Source organism: Burkholderia paludis (assembly GCF_000732615.1).
Classification (GTDB): domain Bacteria; phylum Pseudomonadota; class Gammaproteobacteria; order Burkholderiales; family Burkholderiaceae; genus Burkholderia; species Burkholderia paludis.
Genome location: NZ_JPGL01000018.1, coordinates 94,223 through 108,221 on the forward strand (window position 1 = coordinate 94,223; position 13,999 = coordinate 108,221).

The following is a 13,999-nucleotide window of genomic DNA, read 5'->3' on the forward strand; positions in this document are numbered from 1 at the left end:
CAACGGCTGGCGTCCCGGGCATTCCGGCATCGCCACGATCCGCATCGGACGGATTATCATCAGCGGGTCCCCACGCTTCCCCGAGGCCATCTTGCACGCCCATCTGCGCATTGCCCGCCCGGTTGGCAACCTCGCCAGGACCGAGCGCATGTATCGCGACGCCTTCGGCCTGTCGGTTCTCGCCCGCTTCGACGATCACGACGGCTTTGCCGGCGTGATGCTCGGACGCGAAGGGCTCGACTACCACTTCGAATTCACGCATTGCCCCAACCATCCGATCGCACCCTCCCCGACACCCGAGGACCTGATCGTCTTCTACCTGCCCGATCGTCCGGAATGGGAAGCCGCATGCGAGCGCGCGACCGCACAAGGCTTCATGCCCGTGACGTCATTCAATCCGTACTGGGAGATATCGGGCCAGACGTTCGAGGATGCCGACGGCTACCGGATCGTTCTGCAGAACGCCGCGTGGCGCTGACGGGCGGCCTCGCCCCTCGGCCAAACCTCTACGCGGCGGCGTTGCCGTCCGGACGCGCGACGTACACGACGTGCCGCCGCAACGAATGCCCCGCCGGCAACGCGGGATGGTCGAAATCGCGCGCCGGCAGGTGCTGCATGCCGAGCCGCTGCATCAAGTGCTGCGATCGCAGGTTGGTGCCGGCCGTCCACGCGAAGATCTCGCGGCGCCCGAGCCGGGAGAATCCGTCGACCAACGCCGCGGCGGCCGCTTCAGCCATGTAGCCGTGCCCCCATGCGTGGCGGGCCTGCCGCCACGCGATCTCGATGCACGGCGCCATCGGATGCGTGGCGCGCGCTTCCTGCGACAGTCCGCATAACCCGATCAGCGTCGCGTCCGCGCGGCGCTCGACCGCCCACGTACCGAAACCGTGCAAATCGAAATGCGCGTCGAAGCGTCCGATGAGGTCGCGCGCTTCCTCGACAGCCATCGGGCCGCGCGCAAGCCACGCGGTCACATCCGGATGCGCATGCAGCGCCGACAGCGCGTCCGCATCCGTCGGCCGCCAGCGGCGTAGCGTCAGGCGTTCGGTTTCGATCGTCGCTGGCGGGGTCATGGATGGTCCGGATCGTGAGGACGGCGACGCGACGCGGATAGCGTCGCCAACCCGAGGACGGCGTGGATGAAGGGGGAATCGCGATCGTCGTGTCGGCCGGCGACGATCGGGGAGTAGTCGAAGATAAATGGGCGCCGGCACGCCTGTGGCGATTACTCGTTTTCCTCGAAGTAATGACCGAATTTCGTCTGCTTCGTGCGGATATAACGCTCATTCTCTTCCCGCACGGGCACCGCGAGCGCCACGCGCTCGCAAACCGGAATGCCGTGCTTCGCGAGCGTATCGAACTTCGCCGGATTGTTGCTCATCAGTCGCACCGACGTCACGCCGAGGATCCTGAGAATCGCGGCGGCCGAGTCGTATTCGCGCGCATCGTCGGGCAAGCCAAGGTCGAGGTTCGCCTCGACCGTGTCGCGCCCCTGCTCCTGCAGCGCGTATGCGCGGATCTTGTTGCTCAGGCCGATCCCGCGCCCTTCGTGACCGCGCAGGTACAGCAGCACGCCGCGGTCCTCGGCCGCGATATAGCGCAACGCGAGATCGAGTTGCTCGCCGCAATCGCAGCGGTACGAGCCGAACACGTCGCCGGTCAGGCATTCGGAATGCAGCCGCGTCAGCACGGACTGCTCGCCGCCAACGTCGCCCATCACGAGCGCGAGATGTTCGGCATCGCTGCCCGATACGCGGAACGCGTATGACGTGAACGTACCGTAGCGCGTGGGCAGCGACGCGGTGGCGACGAGCGTCACGCACTCGTCGGCCTGGCCATTGCCCGGCGTGGGCGATTGAGGACGCGAAGACATCATGAATTCAATTGAAACGTTCTGGAATGTAGGAATAGTGTGGATAGTGCGTGACGGGAGTTTACCGCTAATCTGGAAACGTCACGCGACTGCCGCCCCCTGCGGGGCTATACTGGGCCCGTCGGGTGACACGCATCATGCCCTGCCTGCCCAGCATCGACCTGCACACGGAGAAAGCGAATGAGCACGACTGTCGCGCAGATTCTCAAGGCCAAGCCGGATTCGGGCCGCACGATCTACACCGTCACCAAGACCGATCTCGTCTACGACGCCATCAAGCTGATGGCGGAAAAAGGCATCGGCGCGCTGCTGGTCGTGGACGGCGACGACATCGCGGGCATCGTCACCGAGCGCGACTACGCGCGCAAGGTCGTCCTGCAGGATCGCTCGTCGAAAGCCACCCGCGTCGAGGAAATCATGACGGCGAAGGTGCGCTACGTCGAGCCGACCCAATCCACCGACGAGTGCATGGCACTGATGACCGAGCACCGGATGCGCCACCTGCCCGTGCTCGACGGCGGCAAGCTGGTCGGCCTCATCTCGATCGGCGACCTCGTGAAGAGCGTGATTGCCGATCAGCAGTTCACGATCAGCCAGCTCGAACACTACATCCACGGCACTCCCGCGGTCACGTCCGCCTGACCCGCTCCAGCGATCCAGCGAAAAAGGCCCAAACGCACAAGCGTCTGGGCTGAAAGCCGCCGGAATGCGGCGACGGAGGTTCTGCTCCTGCGGGCGAACGACGCGCGCACATGGCACGCGTCTCGTCGATTTGGCGGTGCGCTCGGGCAGACCCGCGGACGTTCAGTTACCGAAATAGACCGAGTTCACGGGATTCGGCGCTTCGCGCGTCATGCGACGGCCGGCCTGTCCGGCGCCGGTCGCTACGGCGCCGTAGCCGCTCGTATCTGCGTGCGCAAGCATCGGCTGGTTCGGCTGGATGCGCTGCTCGGCGGCCTGGATGTTGTCCGGATACTGCGAATCGGTTGCCAGCGGCTTGTAGCCGTTCTGTTCGAGTTGCACGAGTTCGGCCTTGACCTGGTCGCGGGTCAACCCCTGCTCGGACTGGGCAAACGATGCGACCGGGGCGGCAAGTACGGATGCGGCGATGGCTGCGTAGATGATCGACTTCATGATTTACCTCCGGAATATGTTCTCTTTTGACGTCGCCTCGGCAGGACTGTCTGAAGCGATTGAATGCAGTGTAGTTCTCGCCACTCCAAGGGGAAACCCTTAGTTTGAACATACAGCGTTGCGATTTTGACAAAAATCCCACCACTTTTCGCGAATCAACCGCCGCCACTTGCTTCACTGGCACAACAATCACTAACGAAATGCCTACAGCCAAATCACATATACCGAAGGTTGTGTTGTAGAATCGTAAGGTTTTATTCGCCAGTCGATAATCCATTCACCATGTCCGCGCTCACGCCCCTCTCGGTTTCGCCGTCCGGCCCGTCCGGCGTGCGCGCGCGCGCCGGCCATCCGGCGCATCCCCTCGCTCGACGCACGGCCCAGACGCCGCTCGCCCCTGCCCGGCGCCTGATCTGACGGCTCGGTCTCCTCCCGGAGCCAGGTCAGACAGGCTCCGGGCGATCCTCATAGGCACGCCACGCCTGCCCCTGCCGATCATTTGGAGAACTGCCATGAAACAACGCCTTTACCAGTTGACCGAACTCGACGTTGCTCGTCTCGAGAAGCACGCCGAGCACAACCCGCGCTTCCAGGCAATGCTCGATACGCTGCTCGAGCGCGCCGACATCGTGCAACCCGACGCCATCAAGGCAAACGTCGTCACGATGAATTCGCAGATCACGCTGCTCGACGAAGCGACCCAGGAACAAGCCACCTGGACGATTGTTTATCCGGATGCCGCCAATCTCGAGCTAGGCCGCCTGAACGTCTTCTCGCCCGTCGGCATGGCACTGCTGGGTACGCAGCGCGGCCAGATGGTCAAGGTGATGCAGCCGAACGGCGCCGAAAAGCTGATGAAGGTCGCCGCGATCGTGTTCCAGCCGGAAGCGAATGGCGAGTACACGCGCTGAACCGCCGGACGACCGGCGCTGCTGCGGGCATCGCCCGGAATGAAAAAAGCGAGGCCTGTGCCTCGCTTTTTTCATTCCGGCCATGCGAATCGTTGTCATGGCGTTTCGCGCACGAAAAAAAGGCGCCCGAAGGCGCCTTTTTTTGAAGCTGCGTAGCGGGTTACCCCGCCGTCACGCTTAGAAGCGGTGACGCAGACCAACCGTTGCTGCGGTTTGGTTGATCGACGAGCTCGTTGCCGTCGTCGGGTCGCCGTTGTAGATCGACGCGCCGCCTGCGTTCTTCGATGCGCGTTGGTACACAGCTTGTGCGTACACGTCCGTGCGCTTCGACAGAGAGTAGTCAGCTTGCAGACCGAACTGGTTCCAGTGCGCGCTGCTGCCGTCAACCTTCGCGTTCGTGTACGTGTAAGCAGCACCCAGGCCGAGAGCCGGCGTCAGGTTGTACTTTGCGTTGACTTCGTAGTTGTCAGCGCGGAACGTGCCAGCGCCGTTAGCTTGGTTGTCAACACGCGATTGCGTCCACGCTGCGCCAACTTGCGCCGGGCCGAATGCGTAGCCAGCTGCTGCACCGTACGTGCGCAGGCGGCCTTGGCCGTTGAACAGTGCGTTGCTCGAAACAACTGCGCCCGTGCTGTTCGCGTTCGGGTTGTTAGCTTGCGAGTACGCTGCACCCAGCTTCAGGCCTTGGTACTGGTAAGCCACACCGCCGCTGTATGCACGGTTGTTGCCGAAGTTCGTGTCGTTCGAGAACGAGTACGTGCCGCCGAATTGCAGGCCAGCGTAGTTCGCGCTCGTGAACTTGACCGAGTTGTTGTTCGAGTAGCCGCCGTTCGTGCTCAGGTTGTCGTTGTTGAACGGGTGAGCGAAGTACGTACCACCCCACGTGCCCGTTGCGGTCAGCGGAGCCAGGTAGTCTTGAACGGAGTCATACTGCTTGCCCAGCGTGACCGTGCCGTACTGGCTCGACAGACCGACAAACGCTTGACGGTTGAAAATCGTGTTGTTGCCGCCGTTCGCGAACTTGCCGTTACCGATACCGAAGCCGCTTTCCAACGTGAAGATTGCCTTCAGGCCGCCACCCAGGTCTTCCGAGCCACGCAGGCCGAAACGGCTCTGGTCAATGCCCGAACCCATCGACCACAGCGACTTGCCTTGGCCGGCTGCGTTCTGGACGTTGCTTTGGTAGGTGATGCCTGCGTCCAGCACGCCGTACAGCGTGACGCTGCTTTGCGCGTGAGCGACGGTTGCGAACGATGCTGCAGCTGCTGCAACGATCAGAGTCTTGTTCATTCGTGGAGCTCCCTTCTAAAAAGAGGCAGGTCTCGCGACCTTGTTCATAAACGGTCTGCAACCGCCCGGGAGCGCCATCGGTCCTGCTGGCGGCGCCCGGATAGTTGCCCGTTTGGGAACCGTGAGTTTAGGGGTGTACCCTAGGGGAGCGATCCGCAAATAAAGAAATAAGCTTTTCCAGAACTAGAAATAATGAAAGTGGGGCCGAGTTATAAGTATTTGTTTTGATGTTTGTTTTTGACTTCTTGACGACGGCTTTTTGACCCCTCCCATCGCACCATTCTTTCATGTCATCGTCTTGACGGTTGCATAGAAACAACAAACGGATTCGTCCCGACACCCCGAAACCGGCAATTTTTACATGTTTTAGTCTCAAATACCGGCCCCTGGCCGCCTGAAACACACCGCGCGGCCGGCAAACAGGGCTGACGACCCGGCAGCGAGCGGCGTCCAGGCATCAGCCGGTTGAAACGGAAAGGACGGTGCGTGCCGCCGACGCGCCTGCCGCCCGCCGTGACGCACCGTAACAGCCTTAACCGCTCGCGTAACCCGGCCCGCGTACCGGCAGGCTAATGTAAGGCAGCCTCGTAGACAGAACAGGACACGCCATGAATCGACGCTCGCTGCTGCGCGCCATCGGATTGACCGCCGCCCTAGCCGGCACCGGCTGGCTCCGCGCCGCCTCGGCCCAGCCCGCCCCGCCGGTGTACCGGCCGTCCGGCCCGAACCGCATGCCGGGCGGTCCGCCCTACCCGGACCGCCCGGGCTTCGCCCCGCCGGCAATGCGGCACGAGCGCCGCCCGCCGCCGCCCCGGCCGCACGGCTATACATGGACGGCCGGCTACTGGCGCTGGCAGCAGGGCCGCTATATCTGGGTGCCCGGCCGCTGGATCGCGCTGCGCCCCGGGCGTCGGTGGGTGCCCGGCTACTGGCGCCGCCAGGGACAGGTCTGGATCTACATCGACGGTACGTGGCGCTAGGCCGCCGCCCGGATGCAGGCGGTGGAGCGCACGGAACCGGACGAGACCCGCGCCCTTGCGTCGTCGGGCGCGTCAACCTTCACGCCCGGCAGGTGTGGCCAACGTCGTTATCCGGCAACGATGGCGACCGTCCAAACCGGCGCCCATGCATCCCGTGCATCCCGCTGGGCCGTCTCGACGATCGACATGCCTGCCGGTCTCCGGCGAGCGCGCCCGCTTCGACCCACCCCTGCCGCCCGTCTGTCGTATGCGCCTCAACGAACGAACGACCGTCGCCGGGCTCGCCATCCGGGCGGCCCTGGCGCATAGCCGCATTCGGGACGAGCGGAGCGCGCCGAAGCATCGGCGACGCCGTCCATCCCGGCGCAATCGTTCGGATGACGAAATCACGCAATGGCGACGTGCCTGCACCGGGCCATGTCTCGTCGCATCGCGCCCGGCTCGCGGCACGACGCCGACGGCAGAACGACTCGGGCGCCCCGCTCAGCACCCACCGCCGTCGGACTCCCGCGCACGAACTCGCGCGGCGCAGATCGCGCGATGATGTTCGTCGGCCCACCGGATCATCGCCTGCATCGGCGTCTGGAACGAGCGCCCGAGGTCGGTCAACGCATATTCGACGCGCGGCGGCACCTCGGCGAACAGCGTGCGGCTGACGAAGCCGTCCTGCTCCAGCCGCTTGAGCGTCCGCGACAGCATCTGCTTCGACACGTCGCCGATCGCGCGGCCGAGTTCGTTGAAACGCATCGTCCCGCCGGACAGCGCCTCGAGCACGAGCAGGCTCCACTGGTCGCCGATCCGGTCGAGGACATCGCGGATCGGGCATGGCTGGTCGAGTTCGACGGCTTCGTCGGCGGGCGGGAACGGCATGACGGGATTCTCTTTCACGGGCAACGCACGGTCAGCGCGGTGTGACCTGCTCACACGGCGCTGACTTCTTGTGACGGGTTCGCGGCAACTGTACCATTCGGGCGGCCCGGCAGCCGCGCGGATTCGCCAGTTCAACGAAGCATGACGCTGCCGCGCGGCCCGCACGATCGGCGCCGTGACGGTCCGGACCGCGCGGCGGATCCCGTGCGTGAAGACGGCACGCATCGCCACCGCGGTTCCCCCGGCCGCCCTGCCCGGCGCCACCCGCCTGCGCGCAGCGCGCGCCAATCCATGCATCGTCAGACAAGGAACACGCCACATGTCATCGCTTAGCTCCCCCGTTCGCGCCGTTGCCGCGCTGGTCCTGCTGGCCGCGTCGACGGCCGCTCTGGCCGCCGGCCCGGTCACGCGCGACCTGGCCGCCGAAGAAGCCAACCGCCAGCTCGTGCTGACGTTCTACGACCGCTTCTTCAACAAGCACGAGGCCGTCGAGGCCGCCGCCGTCGTCGCGGACGACTACAGGCAGCACAACCCGCACGTGCCGGACGGCAAGAAGCCGTTCGTGTCGTACTTCGTCGGCGCCTTCCAGAAGAACCCGGCTTCGCGCGCACGCATCGTGCGCAGCGCGACCGACGGCGACCTCGTCTATCTGCACGTCCATGCGACCGAGCGCCCGGGCGACCGCGGCGAAGCGGTCGTCGACATCTTCCGCGTGAAGGCCGGCAAGATCGTCGAGCACTGGGACGTGATCCAGCCCGTGCCCGAAACGTCCGCGAACGGGAACACGATGTTCTGACTGTTCTGACACTCGGCGCGCAGCGTCGCCGGCCGCCCGTCGACGAACGATCGGCCGCCGGGCAAGCGCGCCTGCCCCGTGGCGGCGAAGTCCCCTACAATCGAGCTTCGCCGCCGCACCGGCCGCCGTCCCGCATGACCTCGCCGCCGGCCGTCGCCCCGCCGGCACGCCGTCACATGCGCGGCACGGCCCGCGCGGGCGGCCGTTCGCGCAGACGGTGTCAACCATGAGCCCCGCCCATATTTCCCTGAGCAACGCAGGCGACCTGATCGCCAGCCTCGGCAGCCCGCAGTTTCCCGCCCGGCTTTGGGCGTGGCTGCGCGAAACCGTCGATCCGCACTCCCATTACAGCGTCGCGACGCGCTACCGTCGCGACGCGCCGTCGCAATCGGTCGACAGCGTCGACGTGCTGTTCTTCGCCGGCGGCGACGATCCCGACGGCACACGCCACGCGCTCGATCTGTATACACAGGGCGACTGGCGCTCCGACACGCTGCTGCCGCATATCGAGCGCGCCACCGATTCGCAGCTCGTGTTCTCGTGCAACGAGGAAGTCGACACGGCGACCGAATACGGCCGCCAGTTCGCGCTCGGCGAACTCGGCGAGGACTGCACGCTGCTCGGCAGCGAACGCGACTATGTCTATGCGTTCTCGCTGTTCCGCCGGCGCGGCCAGCCGTCCTATACGCTGACCGAACTGGCGCTGCTGCGGCAGCTCGGCGATTTCGTGCTGCCGCTGCTGATCCAGCATGCGCGGCTCGCCCGCCTGACGCCGCGCCCGGACGACAGCGCGCTGCTGCAGCGGTTCGAACAGCGGCTGTCGGCCGGCAGCGCGGCGCTGTCGCAGCGCGAACGGCTCGTGTGCCGCGCCGTGCTGCTGGGCCAGCCCGTCCCGCGGATCGCCGACACGCTCGCGCTCAAGCCCAGCAGCGTACGCACCTATCTCGGGCGCGCGCTCGCGAAGCTCGGCGTCGCGAACCGGGCCGGGCTGTTCGCCTGGTGCGTGACCGAAACGGAATCACCGGAACGCCACGACCGCTAGACACCGTCGCCTCGCACCGCCGCCCGCACGGCTTTTGTCGCGCGTTGTCCTCAAAACGACGACAGACAGCCGGCCGCCCCGCTCCTAGTATCTGACTCACCCGACGACAGGCACACGTCGGATGCCACGGAGACACGAAATGCCGACTACCGGATGGACGCCGGCCCGCGCGGCCGCGCGCACGCCGCCCCCTGCTTTGCCGCCACGAACCGGGCAGCGAAACCGGCCCGGCACTCCGGCGGCGGCCGGCCTGCGCCGCCGCGCATTGCCGCTCCCGCCGCGCCGCACCGGCCCGTAACCGCCACCCATCCCATTCCAACCCGACCGGGTTCACGCGACCGGACGAGCCGCTCGGCCCGCCCGCGGGACGCGTGCGCCCGTCGCCCCCCTTATCCGGAGGAGACACATGCAACACGCCGATACCGTCTATCTGAACGGCCTGCTTTACACGGGCGATGCGCAACGCCGCTTCGCGCAGGCACTCGCCACGAAGGACGGCAGGATCGTCGCCGTCGGCCGCGACGACGACATCCGCCCGCTCGCCGGCCCCGCGACACGCACGGTCGACCTGGCCGGCCGCCTGATGCTGCCGGGCCTCATCGACGGCCACGTGCACCCGCTCGAAGGCCACCAGATCCTCGGCGATTTCGACCTGTCCGGCATCAACGATCCCGACGCGATCCTGCAGCGCATCCGCGCATGCGCCGATGCGACGCCGCACGAACCGTGGGTCTATCTCGGCGGCGCCAACCTCGCCGCGTTCGGCGCGTATCCGACCCGCGAACTGCTCGACCGGATCGTGCCCGACCGCCCGCTGCTCGTGGTCGGCTTCGACGTGCACAGCGGCTGCCTGAACACGAAGGGGCTCGAAGCAGCCGGCATCCAGGCCGATACGCCCGACCCGGCCGGCGGCGTCTACGAGCGCGATGCATCCGGCGCGCCGAACGGCGTCGTCCATGAAGCGGCGTTCTATCGCGTCTGCCCGATCATTCCGCAACTGAGCCCGGCCGGCTACCCGAAGTCGCTCGCGAAAGCGCACGCGATGGCGCACGGATTCGGCATCACGGGCTGGTTCGACGCCCGCGTCGAGGAAGCCGAACTCAAGGCCTACGCCGACGCACAGCGCGTCGGCACGCTGAAGGCGTACATGAGCGCGGGCCTCTATGCGAACCCGCGCCGCGATCCGCGCGAACAGATCGCACGCTTCGCCGGATGGCGCCGCGAGTACGAACGCGACAACCTGCGCCTGCATACGGTGAAGATCTTCGTCGACGGCGTGCCGGAATCGAAAACCGCCGCGCTGCTCGAGCCGTACGCCGGAACCGACGATTGCGGCCTCGCGCTGTGGAGCCAGGACGCGCTGAACGAGATCTGCCTGCTCGCCGATACGGCCGGCTTCGACCTGCACTTCCACACGCTCGCCGACCGCGCGGTGCGCATGACGCTCGACGCGCTCGAATACGTGCAGCGCCGCAACGGCATGCGCGACCGGCGCGCGCAGCTCGCCCACCTGCAGCTCGTCGATCCGGCCGACATGAGCCGCTTCAACCGGCTCGGTGCGATCGCGAGCGTGCAGACGCTGTGGACGGCCGCCCGCGAGGAGCAGCAACAGCTCTATCGCGACCTGCTCGGCGCCGAACGTACCGCGCGCAACTATCCGTTCCGCAGCCTGCGCAACGCGGGGGCGATGCTCGCGGCCGGCTCCGACTGGTCGGTCAGCACGATGGACCCGATGCAGATCATCCAGACGGGTGTCACGCACCTGCTGATCGACCAGCCCGACAGCCCGCCATGGAATCCGCACGAACGCCTCGACCTGCTCACGATGCTCGAGGCCTATACGGTGAACACCGCGTATGCGCTGCGCTTCGACGACTGCACGGGCTCGCTCGAGGCCGGCAAGGATGCGAGCTTCGCGATCTTCGATCGCAATCCGTTCGCACACCCGGTCGAGACGTTCGCGCAGACCCGCGTGATCGAGACGTGCTTCCGCGGCGAAGTCGTGCACGCCGCGCCGGGCTGGGCCGACTGACGCGCGAACCGCGCAGCCGTCAGGCGACGCCGAGCGCCAGCACCTGCTCGGTCGTCAGCACGTCGCCGAACGTGTCCGACAGCGCGGCCAGCGTCGCGCGATGGAGGTCGCGGTGCGACACCGTCGCGCCTCCCGCGAGTTCGAGGTCGCGCGTCGCGCACGCGTCGTCGACGACGATCACCGCATAGCCGAGCGGCACCGCATCGCGCGCCGCGCCGGCGACGCACGCATGCGTCATCAGGCCGGTGACGATCAGCGTGTCGATACCGGCCGCCTTCAGGCGCGCGTCGAGGTCCGTCGTCGGAAACACGCTCACCGAGGTCTTCCTCACGACCGCATGATGCGGCGCCGGCTGCAGGTCCGCGTGGAAACGGAAGCCGTCGCTGCCGTCCGCGAAGATCGGGCTGCTGGCCGCATCGACGTGCTGGACATGAAAGACCGGGATGCCGGCGCGATCGGCGAACGCGATCACGCGCCGCGCGTTGCCGAGCGCTTGCGGCCCGTGCGGAATCGGCAGGCGGCCGCTGAAGTACTCGTTCTGGAAATCGATCACCAGCAGCGCGGTGCGCGCGGCGGCGACCGACGTCGGCGCGGTGGCGCCGGCCAGGGTCCGGATGGTCGGATGTTGCATGGGTTGCTCCCTCGGTTGGCACGTCGGACGGAACGGCGCGCCGGCCCTGCCGGCGCCGCCTGACGCGGCCTGGGGCCTCCCCGGCCGCGAGGCGCCAGTGTCGGGCCGCGCGGCCTTGCGCGACAGCCGCGCCCGGGACAACGTCCGACAGGATCGGGCCAACCTCCGCGGCCGCCTGCGCCCCTACGACAGCAGGGCCGTTCGCGCACCCGGCCGCGTGCGGCCGTACGCGACCATCATCGCGAAGCCGAGCAGGAACCCCGCGCCGCCGACCAGCAGCAGGCCGGTCTCGCCGAACAGCGGCAGCAGGTTCGTGAGCGCGCCCGTCACGACCCACGCAACGGCCATCACCGAGCCCGCGACGCCGAGCGCCCAGCCCTGCCGGTCTTCGCTGACGGCGTCCGAGAACGCCGTGTACATCGTCGTATACGCAACCATGTCGAAGCAGCCGACCACCATCGCGAGCGCCCACAGCACGGGCTCGTGCGGAAACAGCGCGGACAGGACCTGGCCCGCGCCCGCGACGAGCAGGCCCGTCTTCGCGATGTCGACCACGCGCCACACGCGCAGCATCGACCGCACGACAACCAGCAGGCCGAACACGAAGCAGAGGCCGATCACGCCGCTGAACAGCCCGAGCCGCGCGCTCGTGTAACCGAACTTCGCCTGCAGCAACAGCATGATGGTCTGCAGGTAGAGCCCGTAGCCGACCTGCATCAGGAAGAACACCACCGACAGGAACGCGACGTCGCGCTGGCGCGCGGCTTCCCCGATGATCCGCAGCGGCAGCAGCGGATCGATGCGCGTATCGCCGCGCGGTGCGGCCGAGTCGCGATACGCCGCCCGGGTCCAGCACGCGCAGGCCAGCGACAGCGCGGCGACCAGCAGGAACGGCGTGCCGTAGCCGAACAGCGGCGAAATCGTGCGGTCGGACGTGACGCCGCCGAGCACCGGGCCGACGATCACGCCCGCGCTGAATGCGAGCGACATGATGCTCATGTTGTAGGCCTTGTTCTCCGGCGTGCTCAGGTCGGTGATGGCGGCCTGCGCGATGCCCTGGCAACCGGCCATCAGCCCGGTGAGCCCGCGGCCGGCCAGCAGCAGCGCGACGCTCGCCTGCCACGCGCCGGCCGCCATCATCGCGTAGCCGGCCGCGAGGCCGAGCACGCACAGCATCAGGATCCTGCGGCGGCCGTAGCGATCGGACAGGTCGCCCATCAGCGACGAGCCGAAGAACATGCCGAGCGGGTAGATCCCGTAGCCGAGACCGAGGTAGAAATTGCGCGCGTGCGCGCCGGCGCCGGCCGGCAGGATGCCCGCGTGCGGATCGCTGAAAATCGCGGACATCATCGGATAGACGAGCCCGAATCCCATCGCGTCGATCGCGATGGCGAGCAGGCAGGGGCCGAGCAACGTGTAATCGAGCCGGGACATGGCGACCTTCAGGACAGAGTGGATGATCGCCCCAGCGTAACGACCGGGCGGCCGCCGCGGTAGGCCGCCGCCCGCGATGCTGATCATCGGCCCGCCCGATACCCGACCCGACGCGCCGCCGATCGGTCGGCGCGCGCCGCCCTTCACGTCGCCAGCCGGACGATCCCGTACGGATTGAACTTGAAGTCGTCTTCGTCGTGGGCACCGTCGTCGATCAGCGATGCGTCGTGCGCCTGCAACGTCGCATCGATCCCGTACCGCACGATCTCGTCGGCCACGCCGTCGATGACGGCCACCGCGTCGCGATCGCTTCCGCGCAGGCGCGGCACCTGCACGTCCGGCAGGCCGGCCAGATGAAAACCCACGCTTTCGAAGTAGTCGCCCGACGCCAGCGGGCGCAACGCGAACGCCAGCCGGCACACGCGGCTCTGCGCGCGTGCGTCGTCGGCGTCGGTCGCGACCGCGCCCATCCGGATCAGCTCCCGCCAGCGGTGCAGCCCGTGCGCCACGCCCGCGCTCTCGCCCTTGACCGCCACCGCGCCGGCGCGGATCAGCCGGTCGACCAGGAACAGCGCGCCGATCGACGCACGCACGGCATTCTCCCGCGTCATGCGCGGGCCGAGCACGTACAGCACCGACCCGTGCGCGGCGACGGCTTCGTCGTCTGCCGGCGTCCAGGCATCCGCTGCAACGCGGTCGCGACAGACCTCGAACGAACGGCTCATCCGCGCGTCGGGCTCGGCGGCGGAATACGCATCGTCGACGCCGAAGCCCGTCGCGAATTCCGCAATCGCCTCGTTTGCCGCATCGCGCAGGCATCGCAGGTCGCGATCCCCGCCGAGAAAACACAGCACGTGACGCGGCTGCACCGGCGATTCGCCCGACCACGCGGCCCGTCGGTCGGGATGCGGCGAAGCGGCCGTGCGTGCCGCGCCGCCAACGAACCGTTTCTTCAACCTTGAAAACATTCGCCACTCCCCACGCTGACCTTGCGAACCGCCATCAT

General features: G+C 67.2%; 15 protein-coding genes. 7 read left to right on the plus strand and 8 right to left on the minus strand.

Annotated features, from left to right (window positions below):
- Positions 1-91 precede the first annotated feature (91 nt).
- A complete protein-coding gene (locus GQ56_RS0113495) occupies positions 92-478 on the plus strand; it encodes a VOC family protein (protein WP_031399162.1) in 387 nt (128 codons plus the stop codon).
- Between the two features lie 28 nt (positions 479-506).
- On the opposite strand, the gene GQ56_RS0113500 is transcribed toward GQ56_RS0113495, so the two are convergent.
- Together GQ56_RS0113500 and ribA are read right to left on the minus strand one after the other, a co-directional pair.
- Complete coding sequence (locus GQ56_RS0113500) at positions 507-1,073, minus strand: GNAT family N-acetyltransferase (protein ID WP_031399163.1); 567 nt, start codon at positions 1,071-1,073, stop codon at positions 507-509.
- Positions 1,074-1,225: 152 nt separating this feature from the next.
- Positions 1,226-1,876 (minus strand): GTP cyclohydrolase II, encoded by a 651-nt coding sequence (gene ribA / locus GQ56_RS0113505; RefSeq protein ID WP_031399164.1) that lies wholly within the window; start codon positions 1,874-1,876, stop codon positions 1,226-1,228.
- A gap of 177 nt (positions 1,877-2,053) precedes the next feature.
- Between ribA and GQ56_RS0113510 the strand changes: the two genes are divergently transcribed.
- The gene (locus tag GQ56_RS0113510) at positions 2,054-2,515 is read left to right on the plus strand and encodes a CBS domain-containing protein (RefSeq protein ID WP_031399165.1); all 462 of its coding nucleotides are present in this window, start codon (positions 2,054-2,056) and stop codon (positions 2,513-2,515) included.
- 162 nt (positions 2,516-2,677) lie between these two features.
- Here the strand turns inward: GQ56_RS0113510 and GQ56_RS0113515 are convergent, their stop codons facing one another.
- Positions 2,678-3,007 carry a DUF4148 domain-containing protein gene (locus tag GQ56_RS0113515; RefSeq protein ID WP_031399166.1) on the minus strand — a complete coding sequence of 110 codons (330 nt, stop codon included), beginning with the start codon at positions 3,005-3,007 and terminating at the stop codon, positions 2,678-2,680.
- Between the two features lie 512 nt (positions 3,008-3,519).
- On the opposite strand from GQ56_RS0113515, the gene GQ56_RS0113520 reads away from it, so the two are divergent.
- On the plus strand, positions 3,520-3,918 hold the full coding sequence (locus GQ56_RS0113520) for a GreA/GreB family elongation factor (protein ID WP_031399167.1): 399 nt from the start codon (positions 3,520-3,522) through the stop codon (positions 3,916-3,918).
- Positions 3,919-4,095: 177 nt separating this feature from the next.
- On the opposite strand, the gene GQ56_RS0113525 is transcribed toward GQ56_RS0113520, so the two are convergent.
- Positions 4,096-5,208, minus strand: coding sequence for a porin (locus GQ56_RS0113525; protein WP_031399168.1), 1,113 nt, complete (start codon positions 5,206-5,208; stop codon positions 4,096-4,098).
- A 608-nt stretch (positions 5,209-5,816) separates the two neighbouring features.
- Between GQ56_RS0113525 and GQ56_RS0113530 the strand changes: the two genes are divergently transcribed.
- The gene (locus GQ56_RS0113530; protein WP_031399169.1) at positions 5,817-6,188 is read left to right on the plus strand and encodes a YXWGXW repeat-containing protein; all 372 of its coding nucleotides are present in this window, start codon (positions 5,817-5,819) and stop codon (positions 6,186-6,188) included.
- Positions 6,189-6,671: 483 nt separating this feature from the next.
- Here GQ56_RS0113530 and GQ56_RS0113535 read toward each other — a convergent pair whose 3' ends face one another.
- On the minus strand, positions 6,672-7,058 hold the full coding sequence (locus GQ56_RS0113535) for a winged helix-turn-helix transcriptional regulator (protein WP_031399170.1): 387 nt from the start codon (positions 7,056-7,058) through the stop codon (positions 6,672-6,674).
- Positions 7,059-7,377: 319 nt separating this feature from the next.
- On the opposite strand from GQ56_RS0113535, the gene GQ56_RS0113540 reads away from it, so the two are divergent.
- The 3 genes from GQ56_RS0113540 to GQ56_RS0113550 all read left to right on the plus strand — a co-directional run bounded on the left by GQ56_RS0113540 (position 7,378) and on the right by GQ56_RS0113550 (position 10,928).
- Positions 7,378-7,854, plus strand: coding sequence for a nuclear transport factor 2 family protein (locus tag GQ56_RS0113540; RefSeq protein ID WP_031399171.1), 477 nt, complete (start codon positions 7,378-7,380; stop codon positions 7,852-7,854).
- 226 nt (positions 7,855-8,080) lie between these two features.
- Entirely contained in the window at positions 8,081-8,896 is an 816-nt protein-coding gene (locus GQ56_RS0113545; RefSeq protein ID WP_031399172.1) for a helix-turn-helix transcriptional regulator, read from the plus strand.
- Positions 8,897-9,302: 406 nt separating this feature from the next.
- Entirely contained in the window at positions 9,303-10,928 is a 1,626-nt protein-coding gene (locus GQ56_RS0113550; RefSeq protein WP_031399173.1) for an amidohydrolase, read from the plus strand.
- Between the two features lie 19 nt (positions 10,929-10,947).
- On the opposite strand, the gene GQ56_RS0113555 is transcribed toward GQ56_RS0113550, so the two are convergent.
- The 3 genes from GQ56_RS0113555 to GQ56_RS0113565 all read right to left on the minus strand — a co-directional run bounded on the left by GQ56_RS0113555 (position 10,948) and on the right by GQ56_RS0113565 (position 13,961).
- Positions 10,948-11,559 carry a cysteine hydrolase family protein gene (locus GQ56_RS0113555; RefSeq protein WP_031399174.1) on the minus strand — a complete coding sequence of 204 codons (612 nt, stop codon included), beginning with the start codon at positions 11,557-11,559 and terminating at the stop codon, positions 10,948-10,950.
- A 183-nt stretch (positions 11,560-11,742) separates the two neighbouring features.
- Complete coding sequence (locus tag GQ56_RS0113560; protein ID WP_031399175.1) at positions 11,743-12,993, minus strand: MFS transporter; 1,251 nt, start codon at positions 12,991-12,993, stop codon at positions 11,743-11,745.
- Positions 12,994-13,136: 143 nt separating this feature from the next.
- Complete coding sequence (locus GQ56_RS0113565; RefSeq protein WP_043301369.1) at positions 13,137-13,961, minus strand: hypothetical protein; 825 nt, start codon at positions 13,959-13,961, stop codon at positions 13,137-13,139.
- Positions 13,962-13,999: the final 38 nt, after the last annotated feature.